General features: G+C 43.1%; 16 protein-coding genes. 13 read left to right on the top strand and 3 right to left on the bottom strand.

Annotated features, from left to right (window positions below; translation table 11 throughout):
• Positions 1-3 precede the first annotated feature (3 nt).
• The 5 genes from BM210_RS06810 (at position 4) to BM210_RS06790 (ending at position 4912) form a co-directional block, all read left to right on the top strand.
• Positions 4-978, top strand: a complete 975-nt coding sequence (locus tag BM210_RS06810; RefSeq protein WP_091165925.1) for an ABC transporter permease — start codon at positions 4-6, stop codon at positions 976-978.
• Between the two features lie 11 nt (positions 979-989).
• Positions 990-1871: a carbohydrate ABC transporter permease gene (locus tag BM210_RS06805; protein WP_091165922.1), complete on the top strand. Its 882-nt coding sequence runs from the start codon at positions 990-992 to the stop codon at positions 1869-1871.
• Between the two features lie 82 nt (positions 1872-1953).
• Positions 1954-2733: a phytanoyl-CoA dioxygenase family protein gene (locus BM210_RS06800; protein WP_256223289.1), complete on the top strand. Its 780-nt coding sequence runs from the start codon at positions 1954-1956 to the stop codon at positions 2731-2733.
• 137 nt (positions 2734-2870) lie between these two features.
• Positions 2871-4061 (top strand): Gfo/Idh/MocA family protein, encoded by a 1191-nt coding sequence (locus BM210_RS06795; protein WP_177237669.1) that lies wholly within the window; start codon positions 2871-2873, stop codon positions 4059-4061.
• Between the two features lie 23 nt (positions 4062-4084).
• The gene (locus BM210_RS06790) at positions 4085-4912 is read left to right on the top strand and encodes a sugar phosphate isomerase/epimerase family protein (protein ID WP_091165918.1); all 828 of its coding nucleotides are present in this window, start codon (positions 4085-4087) and stop codon (positions 4910-4912) included.
• Positions 4913-5001: 89 nt separating this feature from the next.
• Here the strand turns inward: BM210_RS06790 and BM210_RS06785 are convergent, their stop codons facing one another.
• Positions 5002-5838: an AraC family transcriptional regulator gene (locus BM210_RS06785; RefSeq protein ID WP_177237668.1), complete on the bottom strand. Its 837-nt coding sequence runs from the start codon at positions 5836-5838 to the stop codon at positions 5002-5004.
• Positions 5839-6189: 351 nt separating this feature from the next.
• Here BM210_RS06785 and BM210_RS06780 point away from each other — a divergent pair, with 351 nt between their 5' ends.
• The 7 genes from BM210_RS06780 to BM210_RS06750 all read left to right on the top strand — a co-directional run bounded on the left by BM210_RS06780 (position 6190) and on the right by BM210_RS06750 (position 17080).
• Positions 6190-7701 (top strand): sulfatase family protein, encoded by a 1512-nt coding sequence (locus BM210_RS06780; RefSeq protein ID WP_091165914.1) that lies wholly within the window; start codon positions 6190-6192, stop codon positions 7699-7701.
• A 162-nt stretch (positions 7702-7863) separates the two neighbouring features.
• Entirely contained in the window at positions 7864-9666 is a 1803-nt protein-coding gene (locus tag BM210_RS06775; protein WP_091165912.1) for a sensor histidine kinase, read from the top strand.
• Complete coding sequence (locus BM210_RS06770) at positions 9638-11272, top strand: response regulator transcription factor (RefSeq protein ID WP_091165909.1); 1635 nt, start codon at positions 9638-9640, stop codon at positions 11270-11272. Before BM210_RS06775 ends, BM210_RS06770 begins: the two co-directional genes overlap by 29 nt.
• A gap of 209 nt (positions 11273-11481) precedes the next feature.
• A complete protein-coding gene (locus BM210_RS06765; protein ID WP_256223279.1) occupies positions 11482-13083 on the top strand; it encodes an extracellular solute-binding protein in 1602 nt (533 codons plus the stop codon).
• Positions 13084-13160: 77 nt separating this feature from the next.
• Positions 13161-14126 carry an ABC transporter permease gene (locus tag BM210_RS06760; protein ID WP_091166171.1) on the top strand — a complete coding sequence of 322 codons (966 nt, stop codon included), beginning with the start codon at positions 13161-13163 and terminating at the stop codon, positions 14124-14126.
• 19 nt (positions 14127-14145) lie between these two features.
• A complete protein-coding gene (locus tag BM210_RS06755) occupies positions 14146-15039 on the top strand; it encodes a carbohydrate ABC transporter permease (protein ID WP_091165908.1) in 894 nt (297 codons plus the stop codon).
• Positions 15040-15058: 19 nt separating this feature from the next.
• Complete coding sequence (locus tag BM210_RS06750) at positions 15059-17080, top strand: alpha-L-arabinofuranosidase C-terminal domain-containing protein (RefSeq protein ID WP_091165906.1); 2022 nt, start codon at positions 15059-15061, stop codon at positions 17078-17080.
• 142 nt (positions 17081-17222) lie between these two features.
• Here BM210_RS06750 and BM210_RS06745 read toward each other — a convergent pair whose 3' ends face one another.
• Positions 17223-18734 (bottom strand): helix-turn-helix domain-containing protein, encoded by a 1512-nt coding sequence (locus tag BM210_RS06745; protein WP_091165904.1) that lies wholly within the window; start codon positions 18732-18734, stop codon positions 17223-17225.
• Positions 18731-20488 carry a sensor histidine kinase gene (locus tag BM210_RS06740; protein ID WP_091165902.1) on the bottom strand — a complete coding sequence of 586 codons (1758 nt, stop codon included), beginning with the start codon at positions 20486-20488 and terminating at the stop codon, positions 18731-18733. Before BM210_RS06740 ends, BM210_RS06745 begins: the two co-directional genes overlap by 4 nt.
• A gap of 173 nt (positions 20489-20661) precedes the next feature.
• Here BM210_RS06740 and BM210_RS06735 point away from each other — a divergent pair, with 173 nt between their 5' ends.
• The gene (locus tag BM210_RS06735) at positions 20662-21972 is read left to right on the top strand and encodes an ABC transporter substrate-binding protein (protein ID WP_091165899.1); all 1311 of its coding nucleotides are present in this window, start codon (positions 20662-20664) and stop codon (positions 21970-21972) included.
• Positions 21973-22058: the final 86 nt, after the last annotated feature.

The raw sequence follows: 22058 nt of genomic DNA, 5'->3' as shown, positions 1-22058 counted from the left end.
ACTATGGATCAGATTAAGGTTGGTGACGCGGCACTTTCCGGAAGTGCTTATCAGACGAAGAAACAAACCGGTTTTATGCACAGACTTAAAAGAGATATATATAAAAACCGAATGATTTATATGATGGCATTGCCGGTTATGGCCTATTATATTATTTTTCAATATGTCCCCATGTATGGTGCATCCATCGCCTTTAAAGATTTTTCCCCTATGAGGGGAATTTTGGGAAGCTCTTGGGTGGGCATGCAGCATTTTAATGATTTTTTTAAGGATGTATATTTCGGGAGGATATTAACCAATACGCTTTTAATCAGTGTATATAATATTATATTTGGATTCCCGGCACCTATCATTTTAGCGCTGTTATTAAATGAAGTGAGAAAAAATGCGCTTAAGAGGTTTGTACAATCGGTTACTTATTTGCCGCATTTTATTTCTGTTCTGGTATTGTGCGGTCTGATCGTAGATTTCACTGCAAGAAACGGTATCATTAATGATCTGCTGGCTTTTATGGGAATGGAAAGAATAACCATGCTGCTTAAACCTGAATTATTTAGAACGATTTATGTGAGCTCTAATATTTGGCAGGAGGTAGGATGGGGATCTATCATCTATTTGGCTGCATTAGCCGGAATTGACCAGGATCTGTATGAAGCAGCGACAATTGACGGGGCGGGACGGTTTAAGCAAATGCTCCATGTTACGCTGCCAGGAATTATGCCGACGATTATTATTCTTTTTATTTTGAGAATGGGCAGTATGATGAATGTTGGATTTGATAAAATATTTCTTTTATACAATCCGATCACCTATGAGACGTCGGATGTTATTTCAACCTATGTGTACCGAAAAGGGATTTTGGAAGCGAACTATAGCTTCAGTGCTGCCGTAGGTTTATTTAACTCGGTTATCAATTTTGTGCTTCTCGTCATTACGAACAAAGTCAGCAAAAAAGTGAACGAAACCAGTCTTTGGTAGGGGTGGATACAATGATTGTAAAGAGAAGCAAAGCAGAAATCATATTCGGTTTTTTTAATATTAGTTTTTTGCTATTCCTGACTTTAATCACGTTATATCCATTTCTGTATGTTGCTTTTGCCTCATTAAGTAATCCGTCTTCGCTAGCCAGTCATTCCGGTATACTGCTCTGGCCTTTGGGATTTAATATTGACGGTTATATCAGTGTTTTTAAAAATCCTAATATTATAACGGGTTATACGAATACCATCATTTATGTAGTCGTGGGAACAATTATTAATGTCTTTATGACCGCTCTTGGAGCCTATGTATTATCCAGGAAAGGAGTCATGCTCCGCGATCCGATGATGATGATCATTGTGTTCACGTTGTTTTTTAGTGGAGGTCTGATTCCTAACTATTTATTAGTGAGAAGCCTTGGCATGTTTGATACCATGTGGGCACTCATTTTGCCGGGAGCAATCAGTACCTATAATTTAATTATTATGAGAACCTCTTTCGCAGCAATCCCAGAAAGTCTGGAGGAATCCGCGAGAATTGATGGTGCCAACGATATCACGATCTTGTTTAAAATTGTCCTGCCATTATCGCAAGCCGTGATTTCGGTTATGATTTTATTTTATGCGGTGGCGCATTGGAATTCGTGGTTTAGCGCTATGATTTATTTGCGAAATAGAGATGCGTATCCTTTGCAGCTGTTTTTACGTGAGATTTTGATAAACAGCAGCACCGACAGTATGATCACAGGTTCCAGTGGCAATGACAAAGAGGCAGTCAGCGAAATTGTAAAATATTGCACGATTATTATAGCCACTTTACCGATCATTGCCGTTTATCCCTTTATGCAAAAATACTTTACGAAGGGGGTTATGATAGGAGCGGTGAAGGGATAGTCATTAACATATGATGTGGTGTAGGAAAGGAATACTGCTCGAAGCGGATATACCAAATGATCATGGAAAAGAGGAGTTAACCTTGATTACTGCGGACCAAGTGCAGTTTTATCATGACAATGGTTACTTACTGGTAAAGGGTGTATATAACACTGAAGAAGTTGAAAGGTTTCAGGAATCTGTGGAAGCCTTCCTGAAGCGTGCGGCCGCCTCCAAATTTGACAGGAGTCACGCTTGGCGAGGAGATTACCTGCCGCCGGAACAATTAAAGAAGCTTGTGCTTAAAGGCTTTCATGATGTGCAGTACCATGATGCCCAATTTACTCAAATGATCACACAATTGAAGCTGGTCGGTATATTCGCCAAGCTGATCGGTGATAATGTCCAACTGCATCATACCAAAATGATGGTCAAACCACCCGAAAAGGGTGCTGCCTTCCCTATGCATCAGGACTATCCGTATTTTCCGCACACCAAGCACAGCATGATGCTGGCCAGCATCCATCTGGATGAAACCAATGTAGAAAACGGTTGTGTATATGTGATACCCGGCTCCCATAAACAAGGCCCATTGCCGCACGTAGGAAGCTACTATCTGAACCATAAGGAATATCCGATTGAAAGCGGAATTCCCTGTTTAGCTGAAGCGGGTGATGTATTATTTTTCAATTATTTAACGATACATGGATCGCCGATTAATCGAAGTGACCGAACTCGCAGAAATGTACTTGTTCAGGTTCGTGATCCCGAGGATCTGCCGACAAAGGATACACATGTAAATTGGGGGCAGGGGCTGATGCTCCATGGTATCAATCCGTTATTCAGAAATTATAATTATGAAGGGAAATTAGTGGACGTGTAATAGTGGACAACGCAAATGCATCATGAGTTAAGTCAATAAATCCTACTTTTTCATCAAAAATTACGAGGAAGTTGCATTTGCTACCCTTTACAATTAGGAAGAATCTAATATCACAGATAAATGAGGAGATGGATGATATGAGCGAACGGAAAATAAGTATAGGATTAGTAGGGCTTGGTAACATCGGTTCCACGCATGCCAAAATATTGAAGGAGATGAGCAATGTTCACATAGCAGGTGTTTGCGATCTTATTCAGGAGAAAGCGGACTCATATGCTAAGGATCTGAATACGAAAGCTTATTACAATTACAAAGATTTGCTGGAGCAATCGGGGTTGGATGCCGTCATTATTGCAGTACCGCATTATGACCACCCGACCGTTGCCTTGGATGCTTTTGCACGCGGAGTTCATGTCATGTGCGAAAAACCGATCGCTGTTCATCTTAATGATGCCAAGCGTATGGTCGATGCTTACGAAAACGCCAAAAAGCAGCATCCGAATTTGGAATTCGCAATCATGTTTCAAGAGCGCACCCTGCCTTTTTACCGTAAAGTGAAAAGCATTGTAGAAAGCGGCCAACTCGGTAAGCTAACGCGTGCAACCTGGATACATACGGCATGGTTCCGTTCGCAGGCATATTACAACAGTGGAGATTGGCGTGCAACCTGGGCAGGCGAAGGCGGTGGTATTTTGACGAACCAGTGTCCGCATACGCTTGATGTGTATCAATGGTTGTTCGGGGTACCTGCTAGTATTACCGGACATGCGCATATCGGCAAATATCATGATATCGAAGTAGAAGATGAGGTAACGGCTTATTTTGAACATCAAAATGGCATGATCGGACATTTGATTGTGACTACAGCTGAGCTGCCGGGAACGAACAGAATGGAAATTATTGGCGAGAACGGTAAGCTCGTACTGGAGGAAGGCAAGCTCGTTCTTTACAAGAATCCAATGTCCATGCTGAAATATTCCAATGAAACGGAACAAAAGTTCAGCAAAATGGAAGTTGAGCGCATAGAGATTGAGGTTGATATCAACGAGCCTTCCGGACATCAAGTGGTGACAACCAAATTTGTCGAACGGCTGCTTAACGGTACCGGAGAGCTTATCGCTCACGGTGTTGAGGGCATAGGTGCATTAACATTAGCGAACGGTATTATGCTTTCTTCGTTCCAAAAACAAACGGTTCAAGTTCCCATTGATGCCGATGCCTTTGAAGCCAAGCTCAAGGAATTGATTGCCAGTTCAAGATTCGTTAAAAAAGTGGCTGTAAGTCTAGCACCTGATGAAGATATGACCAAATCTTTTGGAAGCCATTAAGGTATTGGAGAGGGGACGCTTCTGTGAGTAAAGTAAAGCTTACTTGTTTTGCAGATGAAATAAGCTCCGATTTAGATGAACAGTTGGATGTTCTTGAGCAGGAAGGTATGAAATATTTGGAATTGCGCGGAGTATGGGGCAAAAATGTGCTTGAGCTGAATGAGGATGAGCTAAATCAAATTCAAGCTGTTTTACAAAAGCGTGGTTTCCGTATTTCGTCGATTGCTTCACCAATCGGTAAATATTTAATAACGGACCCTTTTGAACCACAGCTTGAGGCTCTTGATAAGGCTACATATGCGGCACAATTTTTTGAAACTCCGTATATTCGTATTTTTTCATATCGGCTGCCGGAAGGCGGGAGCGTTGAGGCATATCGTGACGAAGTCTTGCACAGGCTAAAGCAGCTGACAGAGGCCGCCAGCCGTAGCGGCGTGATTCTGATCCTGGAGAATGATAGCAATTTGTACGGTTCGACCGACGACTGCTGCCTGGACATTCTTGCTCATTGCGATTCCAAGCACATGCGTGCCGCATTTGACCCCGGAAATTACGTCATGAACAATGTTCAGCCGATGCGGGATGCTTATCCCAAGATTTCTCCCTATACGGACTATGTTCATATCAAGGATGCTGTACAGGAGCCGCGTCAATTCGTACCGGCGGGAGTCGGTGAAGGTCAACTTGAGGAATTGCTCGTAAAATTAAAGGAACGCCAGTATGATGGTTTCCTATCGGTTGAGCCTCATTTAAAGCCTTATTTGCCCGAAGCAAGTGATTCAGAACGCGTCATAACTGCTATCCGTGCATTAAAAGGTTTACTCGAAAAGGTAGATCAGGATTGGGAATAGCATATCGATAAATGGACTCAAGCAGGCTCTCAGCTCGAACTATTCGAGAGAGAGCCTGTTTTTTTACGTGCATCTAAGATCATTTCTATTTATCCCCGGTAACCCTTGGGAGATATCCCATACATCTTTGTAAAAGCACGGGTGAAGGAGAACAAATCAGGATATCCAAGGGACAGGGCAGCCTCTGTCACTGAAAGACCAGTATGTTTGAGAAGTTGGGCACCTTTTTCCAAGCGCAGCCTTTGTAAATACTGCATAGGGGAACAATCAAACTCCTTCATAAAAGCCGTATACAAATGTGACCGATGCACACCTACATGCCGCGCAATATGGTCAATCTTAATATTTTCAGTACAATGCAGCTCCAAATATTGTTTGACCTCTGCAACCCAATGGCGCTTTGGCGAGGCTCGCTGGATGTCGGTGTTTTGCTTGATTTTCCACAGCAGCTCGTACAAGAGACTTTGCTCGCGCATAGGATCGGTCTTGCCTTTCTGAAAATACAGGATGAACTGTCTGATTGTCGCCCACACTCGATGGTCCAGCGCACGCTTAAGATGAAACGATGCATCCTTTAAACCCAATTCCAGTAGTAATAAGGAGACCTGTGGGCCATCCAGTGCGATCCAAACCATTTGCAGTTCTTTTGCAGAGTCCGGTATCGCTTGATAGACATAGGATTTCCCAGGAAATAAGCAAAAGGCATCACTCTCCCCAAGCTCTACAGTTATGCCTCCACAGGTCACCTGAACCATCCCGGACTTAATGAAATGAAATCCGTATTGCTGAATGCTTTTCGGTCCGACACCATAATGCGGCTTCGCTTTGTTATGTCCGGCCCGGACAATCCAGCTTCCACCTGCCGCCTGCATAGGTGTGGGAAGGGAGTACCAATGTTCGGCAAATTCATGGGCATACTCCTGCATGTCCTTTGTCAGCTCCCTACGTATATGTCCTGTCTTTAGAATAAATCGAAGACAACAAATTGACAAGTCCAACATATTTGCATTTCAACAAAATGGAAAGCAATTTATACTATCCAATAAGGAATAATAATAAGATGAACAAAAGAAACATACAGCCCTAGCGGAGAAAGTGGACCTTTCTGGAGAAACGAAGTGTTCGCCTTTGCAGACGGATTCTTGCCCCTATAGGATGAGAATAGAAAGAATCTGGCTGCAACAGTGATTGGAAGAAGGGTCTGCTTTCGCAGCTTCTCTTAGCTGTCACGAGGTTTTAGTTCATCTTAAATCGATTTATTTGAGGAGGAATGTTCAGTGAGTAAGCCCAACATTTTGCTAATTACAAGTGATCAACAGCATTGGAATACGATAGGCGCTTTTAACCCTGAGATTTCCACCCCCAACCTGGACAGATTAGTTAGAGAGGGAACAACCTTTTCCAAGGCGTATTGCCCGAATCCTACGTGTACACCGACAAGGGCATCCATTGTTACAGGAATGTATCCGAGCCAACACGGAGCTTGGACGCTGGGAACGAAGCTTTTGGAGGACAGGCATACCGTTGGAGAAGATTTTAAACAGGCCGGTTACCGAACGGGGCTCATTGGGAAAGCTCATTTTCAACCGCTAAAAAGTACGGAGGCATATCCTTCCGTGGAGTCGTACCCTATTTTACAGGATCTGGAGCATTGGAAAAGCTTCAATGGACCTTTTTACGGCTTTGATCACGTGGAGCTGGCGCGCAATCATACGAATGAAGCGCATGTGGGGCAGCATTATGCAATCTGGATGGAGCAAAAGGGCTGCAGCAATTGGCGCGATTATTTCCTCTCACCGACCGGAACGATGGACCCGTCCGTACTGCATAAATGGCCAATTCCTGAGCAATTTCATTACAACACTTGGATAGCCGAACGAACCAATCAGCTACTGGAGGATTATAGCCGGGATGGGGACAGCTTTTTTCTGTGGGCTAGCTTTTTTGATCCACATCCTGACTATCTCGTACCGGAGCCATGGGATACGATGTACGACCCAGAACAGCTAACCATTCCAACCGTGACACCTGGCGAGCATGATCGCAACCCGCCGCATTTTGGATTGACGCAGGAGCCGAATCCGGACTTCTCACATTTACAGGAAACCGGCTATGGTATCCATGGCTATCATTCCCATAATCGACTCTCCGAGAGTGAACGTAAAAAGCTTGTAGCGACTTATTACGGTATGATCAGTTGTATGGACAAATACATCGGACGCATCTTGGATAAGCTTGATGAGCTGGGGCTAACGGATAACACCATTGTGGTGTTTACTACAGACCATGGTCACTTCTTCGGGCAGCATGGATTGCAATACAAGGGTGGCTTTCACTATGAGGATCTCATCAAAATTCCTTTTATCGTCCGCTATCCAGACCATGTACCGACAGGCGTTGTATCTCCAGCGATTCAATCGCTTGTTGATCTCGCTCCGACATTTTTAAGTATGGCAAGAATCACAATCCCCCACAGTATGACTGGTGTGGATCAAAGCGAAGTATGGTGCGGCAAGACCGAGCAGGCGCGGGATCACGCCATCTGTGAATTCCGCCATGAGCCGACAACGATTCATCAAAAAACGTACGTAGATCAACGATACAAAATTACGGTTTACTATAATCAGACCTATGGCGAAATCTTTGATCTGCAAGAAGACCCTGGAGAACTTAATAACCTGTGGGACGACAGCAATTTCCTCGAATTGAAGACAGAGCTGCTCTTGAAATATATATGGGCAGAGCTTGGAAAAGAACCGCTGCCCATGCCACGGATCTGGCACGCTTAGGAGTCAGAAGGATTAAAAGGTTGTTCCCTTTAAGCGGAACAATCTTTTTTACCTTATAACAAGTAAAGAAGAGACCATACCATTTTACTGAATATTGTGTCATAATGAGTTCACTTTAAGAGAATGTAAGCGGACACATCCGGAAAGGCAGGTGCTCATAAGATGAAAAGAGCAGGCTGGCATCTATCTCCGCTCAGAAGCATCCGCTCCAAAATTTTCATTGCTTTTAGTCTTGTCGCATTATTGTCCCTTGCTGCAGTGACCAGCATTATCTACTACCATTCCTTCAATACCATCAAAAAAAATGCAATTATTTACATAACAGATATCATCCGGCATGCCGATGAAAGCTTGAAATTAATGCTGATCGATATGGACAATATTAATACGGTTATTGTATCCAGCAGAGCTAATGTCATTGATCCGCTCATGAGTGAACATTATCCGATATCTTATGAATGGTTTCTGGAAAATAAACAGGTGGAGGATTTTCTTGCTTCATTTATTACATATAAATCGTATATCAATCGTATTTCCGTTATTGGCTTGAACGGCAAGTTTTATAGGGCGGGAGCACCTTTGACGGATCAATTCGTTGCCGAATCTCGAGGGTTAGTCCAGCAGATCATCGATTCCAGCTCGCAGCGTGTCTTTATGCAGCGAACCAAAGGAGGCGATAACGATGCCGTTATTGTTGGTCGAGCTATCCGATATTCCGGTAAAACGATTGGTGCATCCATTATTGAAATCAATTACGATATCGTGAAGCAGGTTTATCATATTAAGCCGCTGGACGACAGCTATGTATATGTCATTGAGGATAACGGCGATTTCGTATACAAATCGAACTCCGAATTGATGGCCAACAATATTTCCGAAACGAACTTCGAGCAGGTATTGTCCGCCGATGCTGGCAAGGAAACGATGAGTGAGGTTGATTATGAGGGCAATTCCTATCTAGTCGTCAATTACAAATCCGATTTTACCGGCTGGTTGACCATAGGAATGATAAAAAATACTTCATTGTTGAAGGATTCCTTAAGGCTTCGGACACAAATCGTCGAGGTTTCCGCCATCGTATTTCTTATTGTAATCCTGTTGTCCAACGTGCTTGCCGCACAAATTACCAAAAATTTGAATAAGCTCCGTAATGCGATGCGTACGGTTCGGGATGGCAAACTGAATAGTGTAACCTCCATTCAAACTCAGGACGAGGTAGGTCAGCTAAGCGTCGTATTTAACAGTATGATCGAGCGTTTAAAGTATTTGCTTGACGACATTTCTATTAAGGAGCGCCAGAAACGGGAGTTGGAATTTACGGCGCTGCAGGCTCAAATCAGTCCTCACTTTTTATATAATACGCTAAACACCATTCGATATATGGCTCAGCTTCAAAATTCGCGTAACATCGAAGAGATTACAGGCTCTTTAATCGATCTCTTAAGGGGAATCGTCGGGAATTCACATCCATTTGTCACGCTTGGAGAAGAATTGGACTACGTCAAAAGCTATATAACCATTCAGTCCTACAAATATATGGATCGATTTCAGGTCATCTATCAAACCGATCCCGAGCTGATGGATTGTATGACAATTAAAATGGTGCTTCAGCCCATCGTAGAAAATGCCATTTTTCATGGTGTCCAATCACTTCCTTACAATGGTATCATTGTAATCAAAATGTACCGTGAGGGCGATCTGGTCATAATTGAAGTAACGGATAACGGAGTCGGGATGACAGAGGAGCAAATACAACAGCTGCTGCGTGCCCAAGGAGGGGAGCGCACTACCTCATTTAGCGGAATTGGAATCAGCAACGTACATGAGCGGCTGCAGTTATATTTTGGTAGTGCTTACGGGTTGAAAGTAGAGAGTGAGCCTCAGCTCTACACCAAGGTTCAAATCTGTATGCCACACATCGGGAGGGGAGAGGCTGGTGTTAATCAAAGTACTGCTAGTGGATGACGAGATGCTTGTGCGTAATCATTTAAGATCGTTATTTGATTGGGAAAATCAAGGTTTCACCCTATGTGGAGAAGCCAATAATGGAGCCGCGGCTCTGCGTTTAATTGAAGCATTGAAGCCGCAGATACTCATTCTAGATATCCACATGCCGATGATGGACGGAGTTGAGCTGACCAAATACGTATATGATAAATACAGGAACATTCAAATTATTGTACTAAGTAGTTATGATAAATACGAATATGTCAGAGATACGATGAAGCATGGGGCCATCGATTATTTGTTGAAAAGCAGAATTCAGGCAGCGGATTTGATTGAGCTCTTGAACAAAGCGCGAAGTACTATTGAGTCAGGCTTACATGATCAACCACCATCAGCTTCACAGGTGTGGAGCCAGAATGGAATTCGACTTGCGCAAAACCAGCTCAAGGACTGGGTGCTTGGAGATAATGAAAGGAGTGCAGGGCTGGATTCGCTATACCAAAGCCTTAAAGCTACCGGTAAACAAATCCTCGTGGTGATCATGCAAATTGTTAACTTTTCCGTTATTACCGAAGGCTACTCGGATACGGACAAGCATCAATATATTCGCTCCATTCTCAATTTATCGCAGCAAGCGCTTGGGCCTGAGCGTCTGGGAATTGGAAGCCATATTGACCAAGGCAAGTTTTTGTTATTGCTAAGTGTAGGCCAACAGCACAGTGAAAGTCTGGCTATCTCCGAGCTGCACGATAGTATTGAGCGATTGGGGAAAACGGTTAATATGTATTTGAATGTGAAAGCAGCGTTCGGCTATAGCCCCATCTGTGTTCAGCATTCCGATATCCGGAAGTATTATCATTCAGCATGCGCTGCTATGGAACAAAACCTGATGGATATATATGGATGCCGACCTTATGATTCTACACGAAATTCAAATAAAAGTGTATCGCTCATGACGATCAATATTACGCAGGAGAAAGACCTGCTGAGCGCGCTTGAAAGAACGGATAAAGAACAAACAGCTGGCATTTTAAAAGATATTTTCGAACAAATACAAAGAACTTCAACGAGTCCAGGCTCCATTCAAATGATTGTGAGTGAATTAGTCAGCATACTGAATAAAGTAGCTAGGAAAACCGGTATTGAGCAAAAAAGTCTGTTTGGTGGCGAATTTCTCTCGCGGGAGCAGCTTAATCAATATAACAATTTGGAGGAAATTCAGAGCTGGATTCAGGGTGCCTACTTTAACTTGACCGACATCCTGCAGGAGAGCCGTTATGTAGGAACCTACTCCAAATACGTACAGCAAGCGATCAAATATGTGAATGAGTTTTATAAACATCCGCTTTCTCTTGAAGAGGTTGCTGAGAAGGCAGGGATCACACCTTCATATTTAAGCAGGTTATTTAAAGAAGAAACGCAAACGACTTTTACCGATTATTTGAATCAACACCGCATTCATATGAGCCAAGGCTTAATTGAACATGGGGATGAGCGGATTAAAGACATATATGGCAAGGTAGGATTTTCGAGCTACAATTATTTTTTTAAAGTATTTAAGGATATCGTAGGAATGACTCCGATGGAGTATGCCAAATCATTCGAAACCCGTAAGAAGAAATAACAGGTCAATTGTGAAGAACCTCTCTGAGCGGGAGGTTCATTTTTGTAGAGTTTGGAGCCTATGGGGAAGGTCAATGTAGTGTAGTTTTATAAAATCGATTAGTTTTCGTATATCATTTTGTAGTTTTCCTGAATGGTTTTTAACCTATAATAAACATCAGTTGAGATATTAAAGCGTTTTCATCAAGCATATATAGGGGAGGGTTTTATTTGAAAAATCAAGCAAAGGCAGCTGCCGCGTTAATGTCCGTCTTTATAATGGGAGGGGCGGTAATAGGTTGTTCCGACAACACAGCTGATACCTCCGGGAAGAAAGATGCGAACAAGGGAGCAGCAGGTCAAGTCAACGCCATTGGATTTCCAATCGTCAAGGAACCGATTACCTTAAAGATGTTCGGCCGCAGATCGGCTCAGAATGGCCCGTGGAAGGACATGCTCGTGTGGAAGGAGTACGAGAAAATGACCAATGTAAAGGTTGAATTTGAGGATGCTGGCGACCAAGGGTTCGCAGAGAAACGCAATCTGCTAATCGCAACTAATGAGCTTCCCGACGCCTTTATCCGCTCGGATTTAACGACAGTGGACGCTTTGAAAAACGGAAAAGCGGGCCTACTCATCCCAATGGAAGGTTTGATTGACAAGTATGCACCTAACATCAAAAAACTGTTTGATCAAAATCCGGAAGTAAAGAAGGCGCTTACAGCTCCTGATGGCCATATTTATGCTTTATCTGACATAGTTACGCTGGAATCAGCCCGTCTTGGCTTAAAGCCTTGGATCAACAAGGAATGGCTGCAAAAGCTGAATATGAAATCGCCGACTACCAGCGATGAACTGATTGAAGTGCTGAAAGCATTTCGAGATAAAGATCCTAATGGAAATGGCAAGCCCGACGAAATACCATTAGCTGCAAGCTCCATCGCGGATTTAATTAATGCCGTTTCTGGCTCATGGGGCCTTGAGCGTCAAATGTCATACAGCATCAATGTGAAGAATGATAAGGTGCACATTTGGCTGGCCGATGAAGAGAATAAGCAGATGCTGCAATTTTTGCGCAAGCTGTACGAAGAAAAACTGTTGGACAACGAAATATTCACACAAAATTATGCCAAATACATCAGTAAAATTAACTCTGGCAATACAGGCATGTTCTATATTCAGGAAACAGGCCCTTTCTCAAGTGTAGCCAACAGCTACACGGGAATGGTTCCGTTCAAAGGCCCCAAGGGTGACCAGCTTGTATCGGCTATCTCTCCTATAGCTAGAAGCTACGGTGTATTTGCTATTACGAATGTGAACAAGTATCCAGAAGCCACGATGCGTTGGGTGGATCATTTTTATGGCGATGAAGGTTCTATCTTTTTCCGTTATGGAATGGAAGGTCAAACGTTTGTCAAAAAAACGGATGGATCGGTCGAGTATACGGATGACATATTGAATGACAAGCGCGGATCATCCGTAGCCATTGGTCAATTTACGATTTATCCAGGTGGAGGCGCACCACAGTGGATCAATGACAAGAACTCGTCAGGTATTAATCCACCGCAAGTGCAGGAAGCCGCCAACATGCTCAAACCCTTTATTCCGAAGGTTGTCCTCGGTCCGCCACTCTTCGAGGATGCCACACGTGAAAGCGTTGAGAAGCTTAAGGGCGATTTGGACCGATATGTAGCAGAATCAAATGCTAAATTCATCACGGGAAGTACGGGCTTTGACAAGTGGGATGAGTATTTGGCTACACTCAAGAAGCTGAAGGTTGATGAATTGGAGAAGCTGTACCAGCAGGCTTATGATGCGATCAATAAAAAATAATAACGGTTCAGGGGTACAAGGCAATGGCTTTGTATCCGACTTTCCCACATTTAATTTTCTGCAAAGGATGTGAGCGTATGGCTGGTTCTTCACCCTCCTCAGTTCCTGCGTCAAAACCCACATCTGTCTGGAAAAATAAAAACTCTTTATTCAAACGGATGCTTGTCAGGTACGATTTGTACCTCATGCTGCTTTTACCTCTAGCCTGGTATATTACCTTTCAATATGTGCCCATCTACGGATTACAGATCGCGTTCAAGGATTACGTTGCGGCCAAAGGCATCATGGGCAGTGAATGGGTGGGGTTGAAGCAGTTTGAAAGGTTTTTTTCTTCTTATTATTTTTGGCGCTTAATTTGGAACACGGTGTCCATTAGTTTGTATACCCTGCTGTTGGGTTTTCCGATTCCTATTGCCTTAGCAATTTTGGTTAATGAAATCAAGCATGTCGACTTCAAAAAATGGCTGCAAAATGTGACGTATATTCCCCATTTTATTTCTGTAGTCGTTATTGTCGGCATGCTGCAGGTGTTTCTTGCACCTTCCTATGGGTTGATTAATCAACTGCTGGTCGCGATAGGAAAGGAGCCAATATCGTTTCTGCTCGTTCCCGAATGGTTCAAAACCTTATTTGTAACGTCTGGCATTTGGCAAAATATGGGATGGAATTCAATCATTTTTATCGCTGCACTGGCAGGAATTGATCCATCGCTTTACGAGGCTGCTATGCTTGATGGCGCATCCCGATTTCGTCGCATACTTAGTATTTCAATTCCTGGAATCATGCCAACCATCGTGATTATGTTTATTTTAAGTATTGGGCATATCATGGATGTCGGTTTTGAAAAGGTGCTATTGATGCAGCATGATTTGAACTTAAGCTCCAGCGAAGTGATCGCTACATTTATATTTAAGGAAGGCATTCAGAAAGGTGAGTTTAGCTACACGGCAGCTATTGGATTGTTCAACTCCCTGATCAATTTTACCCTGCTTGTGGTGGTCAACGCTGTTGCCCGCAAAAAGAGCGAGACAAGTTTATGGTGAACCAAGGGGGACAATCGTAATGGACCTGATCCGCAGAAGAAGCTTGAACGATATTCTGTTTGATGGCCTCTTATATGTTATTGCTTCAATTGTACTGGTTGGTGTGTTGTACCCGTTGATCTTTGTGTTAAGCGCCTCCTTCAGTAATCCAGAATCGGTACTTAACGGAGAGATGTGGCTGTTACCAAAGGAACTGACATTGGATGCTTATAAAAAGGTTCTGGAAAATCAGGACATTTGGAAGGGCTTTATGAATTCAGTTAAATATGCGCTGATTGGGACAACGATCAACATAACCTTAACGCTCTTAGCCGCATACCCGTTGTCGCGAGCAGATCTTCCAGGACGCCATTTAATCATGTTTTTCTTTGTATTTACGATGTTTTTCAGTGGTGGACTGATCCCGACTTATCTCGTTGTTAAAAATTTGGGGATGGTTAATACGTTGTGGGCTATGGTTATACCGAATGCCATTGCCACGTATAACATGATCATTATGCGAACCTATTTTCAAAGTACGATTCCAATTGAGGTTCAAGAATCAGCATGGATCGACGGATGCTCCAATTTCAGGCTTTTGCTTTATATTATTATTCCTTTATCCATGCCTATTATTGCGGTGCTTACCTTATTTTATGGAGTGGGGCACTGGAATGCCTTTTTCAATGGACTTATTTATTTGCGCAATCATGATTTGCACCCGCTTCAGCTGATTATTCGCGATATTCTGATTTTGAACGCTTCGGATATGATGGGTGGAGATGCTTCCTTTGGTCTAAGAGAGCGAATTATGTTAGGTGAAGGTGTGAAATACGCCGTTATTATTGTTTCCAGTTTGCCTGTTCTGATCGTTTACCCTTTTGTGCAGCGGTTTTTCATTAAAGGGGTCATGATCGGATCTGTTAAAGGATAAGAGAAAGGATGAAATCAAGATGTCACGACAAGCGACTATACAAGTAAACAGTAAAAGTGTACAACCACATTCGATAAATCCATTTATATTTGCTCATTTTTTGGAGGATATCCGAGATCATATGGACGCCATGTTGGCCTATCCGCTCAAAAATATGGATTTCGAAGAGCATGCTCTAATGAATAATGGAATTTCCGGCTGCTGGCAGCCATTTACGAACGGGAAAAATACACTTTACACGCTGGAGCCCGCAGCGTCAGGGCATTCAGGTCACAGTCAACGCATCCGCATACTAAGCGACGATGATTGTGATGCCGGCCTATCTCAGGCTGTCAGCCTTAAAGGAGGTATCAGCTATCATGTAAAGCTGTATGCGAGAGCCTCACTGGATATCCATTACGTTCGAATTGAGATTGTCGACAAGACGACCGGGAATATAATAAGCGAAAACCGCATCGAATTGACCAGCCATAATTGGCTAGAGTATGAATGTCAGCTTCAGGTCACAGGACCGGATTGCCCTCAGGCCGAGTTCCGCCTATACGTCCCGCAGGAGCACGAACGATGGATGGATCATGTATCCACGGGTATGCTGTGGCTTGATCACATTTCAATTCTTCCTGAGAATGCAGTAGGCAATGTCAAGCCTGAGGTTGTCGAGCTGACCCAGCGGTTGAATGCCGGGATGATGCGGATTGCTGGTAATTATATTAGCGCATACCATTGGAAGGATGCTGTCGGACCGATGTATAATCGGCCTAATATGATTAATGAAGCATGGGGTGGGTGGACTTCCAAATATTTTGGCACGGATGAGTTTATCCGGTTTTGCCGCGAATTAAATGTGGAGCCGCTGATCTGTGTGAACGCAGGATCAGGCACGCCAAAGGAAGCTGCCGAATGGGTTGAATACTGCAATGGTGATGCAAATACGCCTATGGGAGCCATGCGTGCGGCGAACGGGAATCTCAATCCATATAATGTAAAATATTGGGAAATAGGAAATGAGCTGTATGGACCCTGGCAGGTTGGAACCTGCACAGCAGAAGAGTTCGGATATCGCTATCTCGATTTTTGCAAAGCCATGAAAGGGGTCGACCCTAGCATTCTTCTGATGGGCAACGGTGATGACAATTTGAAGTGGAACCAAACGGTTCTGGACATTGCTGGCGCTCACATGGATTATCTGACCATTCATATCTATCATGGATTGGGTCGATTCGGTATGGATCGAAGCACCCCGAAGGAGGAACGCTTCGCAGCAATGGTCAGCTTTCCTGAGGTTTCGAGGTCTATTATTGAGGAAACGGAAGCTCTACTTACAGGGCACCCGGAGTACGGACATGTCAAGCTGACCATTACCGAGTACAATACGATGTATTTTCCGAATACAAACCGCAAGGGCTTGCCCAACGAGCACACGCTGGAGGCCGCTGTTGCCAATGCAGCGAATTTGAACGAATTTATAAGAAAAAGCCATATCGTGGAAATGGCACACTTCTCCGATTTGGTTAACGGTTGGCTGGGAGGCTGCATTCGTGTGGGTGATCACTATGCGGACCAAACCAAAGGCAAGTTAGCTGGTTGGAGCGGTAAAGCCTTGAGTGTGTACGGTACACCGACGTATTATGTCATGGAGCTGTACGCGAATAGTGATATCCACTGTATAGTCGATCATGCTCTGGTATGTGATACCTTTCATGTAACTGGAGGATCAGGTAAACTTTCATTAAACAATCTGCCTGTTCTTGATGTCGTATCGTGTAGTAACAAATCCGGATCGACGTTAACCATATTTGTAACCAATCGCAGTCTAAATCCAGTTAGCCTGAAGCTGGATATTACCGGCCTCAACACAGAGACCACAGCCTCCGTAAAGTTCATAACGGGTGACGATATAGACTGGATCAACACGGTGAATGATCAGGAGAACATCATCTGCCAGCGAGAAGGCTGGGATTGGCAAACAACAGAGGGGTCTTATGATTTAAGGCCTCATACTGTATATGCCTTTGAGTTTAGGGATCCTGAACACAGCTGATTTACGAATACCAAATGGAAGCAGTATATGAAAGCAGACTGAGGGGGTTACCCGCAGTCTGCTTTATTTTGATCTTCATCTTAACCAACATATCCCAGATACTACCGTTATACGAACTGCTTGGTCATGGTGGTGTGAATGGTTATCCGATGAGATTATCCGATTCTACTTTTTTGTAATTTTTCTTGTATTCAGACGGATAACATCCAACAAATTCTTTAAACAGCTTTGTAAAATGTCTTGTACTGAAATAGCCAACCTGCTCAGCAGCTTGCTGTACCTGAACCGTCGGATCAGACAGCAGCTCCTTCGCTTTCAACATCCTAAGTTTAGTAACATATTGCATAAAGGTGGTGCCTGTTCGTTTATGAAATAGACTGCTTAAATGATTGGGTGTAACACTAAACTCTTCTGCAGTACGACCTAACGTTAAATCTCCTGCATAGTGCTTTTCTATATAAGCAATGGTCCTGATCACCAGATCAGGCTTGGTATCTACTTGTCTTAATTTTTTGTCCAGAAGATTTTCACCAAGGTTTTTAAGTGATTGGAACCATTCCAATTCTTTAGTTGGAGTCAGAACAGGAGCATGGATGGAGCAATTTACAAAACGCGATAAGGCCAATGAGGTTTCTATGGAGATCGAATCACGCTGTGATGAATAGTTGTTAATAAATTGCTCAATCGTATCCATATAGCTTACATAATGTTCTCTTTGGTATTCCTCTACAGCTTTGATTATAGTCCGGCATAGCTGAGTAATCACATGCTGTGACGCAACTTCCAATAAATCCGCTTTAGTCCAATTGGATGAGATACCTATAGAACAGCGGAGATAAGAAAGCTTTTGAAGCGTTGTGACCTCACTGAGCAGGTTAGCATAAGAATCACATTCATCAGACATCACCAATGTAAATGCAAGCCCCGGCTCCTCAACCTGTTGTACAAGCTCGGAATGGGAAGAGAATAGTTGTTCCAATTGCTCTGCGCCTTGTGAAGTTGTGTATCTCCCCACCACAGCCCAATCTCCACTGGGTAATATTAAAGTGGCCAGCTCCAAATCATTGTGAAAAAACCGGGGTATCGCAGCCCAAATGGTACTGAAAAGCAGCTTGATTGCCGCTGATTTTTCCGCTTCAGAATAGCAGCTATCCATAACAATGATCTGACATCGAATCCGACTGAATGGTTTATTTTCCGTTTCATTTTCTTCCCAATTAAGGATTAAACCATGAAATAAGGACAGCATGTCCGACTCAAATAGCTTATTCTTATCATTCATTTGTAGCAAGGCAGTTTGCTGTATTTTTGTCATTAGTACCCGTAAATCCTGAATATCAACCGGCTTAAGCAAATAATCAATAGCTTTTAGTCGAATGGCCTCTTTAGCATATTGAAAGTCGGCAAATCCTGTCACTATGATCCACTGGGTATCAGGTACTAACGGGCCTGCTTCTTGGATAGCTTCCAAGCCGGTTTTGCCAGGCATTCGGATGTCAACAAAAGCCGCCTCGGGCTTGATTCGTTTAACAACTTCTATAAGCTCCTTGCCGTTGCGTGCTTCATGGATATGCAACTCCGGGCATATGTCCAACAGGCTAATTGACAAGGCTTCCCGTGCCAATTGTTCATCATCAGCAATCACAATATTCATGTTGCCTGCTCCTCATTATTTAGAGATATAGTGATAGTTAGGGTAGTACCGTGTCCAACGCTGCTATCCAGTTGAAATTCATGCTTATCCGGAAAAGCGAGCGCCAATCTTTCTTTTACATTGCTTAAACCAATATGCTGATCATCAATTTGCACAGATGTGTCGAAACCTACTCCATTATCTGCAATACGGATGACAACGGTTTCCTTGTTATGGATATCGGGAAGTCTTTCAGCACTTACCTCAACCCTACAAGGATCCTCACAAGGTTCAACACCGTGGATGATAGCGTTTTCCACTAATGGCTGAAGCAGCAGCTTGGGAATACGAATAGGTGCCAATTCGGGATCTAAGGTGATGATTATCTCTAAACGGTCACTAAAGCGCATGCTCATAAGTTCTCCGTATTTCCGAATACTGGAAAATTCCTCTTCTAAGCTGCAGGTATCATGGGAGGTTAAAAAGTAACGGAGCATTCCGCTTAACGATAATATGGCACGTTCTAGAAGCGCATGCTCTCCTTTCCGGTTTAAGCCAACAAATGCATTTAAGGTGTTATAAAGGAAATGTGGGTGAATTTGTGACTGAAGTGCACGAAATTCAGCATTCCTTAGTTTGAGTTTGTTCAGATACTCGTTTGTAATTAATTCATCCAATTGACTGATCATTCGGTTGAGAACATTCCCCAACTGTGCAATCTCATCTTGGCCTCGAACGGAAAACCGTTTGTTCATATTACCAAGCTGAACCTGGCGCATGACACTGATCATTTCTTTGAATGGTGTTAATAGAGTTCTGGAATAAGCAAAAAACAAGAAGAAGGTAAGCACAACTCCACCCGCTGCAAAAGCAGCTCCCGTTAAATGCATCCAATGGACCTTTGAAGCAAGATCAGCTTTATATAACCAAACGGTAATTTTCCAAGAGCTGGTTGGTATTTCCCTCGATACGGGTACATAATCATGCTGTTTATATACGATATCGGACGGGTTTTTCTGAAATTGATTCAAAACCTCCTGAGGTAAGGAAGTATTCGTGTAGATCAGCCTATGATCCTTGTCGGTTATGGTAACAATTGAATTCACATTAAACGAAAATTGCCTTACGATCTTATCTAAAATGATGGTATCCGCATCAGCCATAATAACGGCAAGGGTCTGCTTGGAGTCGGGATCTTTGATGAGCCGGGCTACCGAAAATACTTCAGGGACAGTCGTTAGCTTTAAATAATCTTGTGGATGGACGTTGACAAACGCTACTCTTCCGTTAGCTGCAACTGCTTCATGATACCAATCTTGCTCCGTGTAGGGATAATCGTTGCGAGTTTCAGTGAGCTGTGAGCTGCTATCATTATAGTAAACAGAACCATCGGTGGATACCAGTAGTGTGCCTAGTATATCCTTACGCAAATTGACAAGCAAGCTTGGGAGGGTATGATACAAAGTGTAATCAGCTTTATACTTCGTATAATCATCAACCTTACTATACAAGCCCCTGGCTTTTAGCTTGAGAGAGAACATCACTTCGTTATTCGTATATGGAGCGATCGTTACTCGTTCCAAGTCATCCAAATAAGTTTGGATGTTTCCGGTCAGGCCGACCAAGGTTTCGTTTGTGAGCTTTTCGGTTTCTGTCGTGATAATTTTCACATAATAGGCTGGCATAACAAAAGCGATAATAATAACAGGAATTAGAATAGTTAACGAGTATAATAGAATCAGTTTCACTCGAATCGAGATTTTTGGCTTATTCAAGCGAGACTCCTCCTGTAGTTATTAATTTTGAGGTCGATTATACTTTAAATCGAATAGGGTTGCAAGATTAATTATGAGCGCCTAAAATCGTAGATTCAACTCATATGTAACCCCTTACAGTCATGGTAAGATGCTTGTGTGAAGTAAATAATAAGATATAGAGGTGGGTATACATGTTGAAAAAATGGAATGCATCTTTGGCGTTGACCCTAGCATCAGCTATAGCTATAAGCGGTTGTTCCCAGCGCCCCGAAGCATCTACTGCAGCTCCTGCATCAGCTCCTTCAAGTGGAAAGGAAACTAGCAATAGCAGCAGTGCCCCTAAGAAAACGTTATCTATGTTGAGTAATGTCGCAGATCAGCCGGTACAAGAAGTGTATCGCCAAATTATTAATGATTTCTCAAAAGCGAACCCGGATATCGCTGTGAATATTCAGTTCCCTGGATCTGCTTACGAAAATAACATGAAAGTTAAGATGGCGGCTAATGATCTGCCCGATGTATTTGATACGCATGGATGGGCTCAAATCCGCTATGGAGAGTACCTGCAAGACCTGAAGGAAGAGCCTTGGGCCAAACAATTGACCGATACGATCAAAAATGTCGTAACCGATAAAGCAGGCAAGGTATATGCTTTACCGCTAAGTGAAGCCAAGGACGGCATTATGTACAATGTTGAAATGCTCAAAAAATTCAATATAGAACCACCAAAAACCTTCGATGAGTTAATAACGGCCGCTGAGAAAATAAAAAAAGAGAGCGGAGGCAAAACGACACCGTTTTTCTTTTCAGGTATTGATGAAAGTACGATTGGCACTTACTTTGATTATTTTGCAAACTCCTTGCTGATCAGTCCTGAAAAAAATTCTGCAGAAGCGTTGTTGAAAAACACCTTCGATTGGAATAATTGGAATCTGCTTCCGGAAAAATTGTTGGATATTAAAAACCGTGGACTGATTAATGAAGATTTTTTAACAGCTAAGCGGAGCGAGATTCCGGCTGCTTTTGCTGCAGAAAAGGTAGCATTTGTATTGCTGGCTCCATCTTTCTTAGATGCTGTGAATAAATTGAAGCCTGAGATGAAAGTTGGCTTGATGCCGATTCCATCGATGTCAGCTGATGATAAACCGAATTTTTCGGGAGGAGAACGGGCTACCATGGGGGTATGGAAAGACTCCAAGAACAAGCCTGAATCCTTGAAGCTGCTCGCTTTTTTTGCTAAGCCCGAGAATATGACCAAAATTGCCAATGTTACGAAGCTGCAACCCGGTTTGAAAGGCATAGAGTCGAAGCACGACTTGACCGAGTACTATGAGAAATATGCCGATATTCGAGTGTTCCCTTATTTTGACCGCGTTTATTTACCTAATGGCATGTGGAGCGTAATGTCTAAATCAGGAACTGAGCTGCTTGCGGGACGCATTACACCAAAAGAATATTCAGCTAATATGAAACAGGAAGTAGAACGTTTACGCAAAAATTAAACCATATAGGCTCGATCACACGCCTTTTGATTATCCACTGACGGGCTTTGATGGTCCAGTAGAAGGATCAACAGGCGTGGTTCGAG

The sequence above is a fragment of the Paenibacillus sp. 1_12 genome (genome assembly GCF_900114475.1).
Taxonomy (GTDB): Bacteria; Bacillota; Bacilli; order Paenibacillales; family NBRC-103111; genus Paenibacillus_S.
Note: the sequence above shows the minus strand (reverse complement) of the source record. Positions and strands in the feature narration are given on the sequence as shown.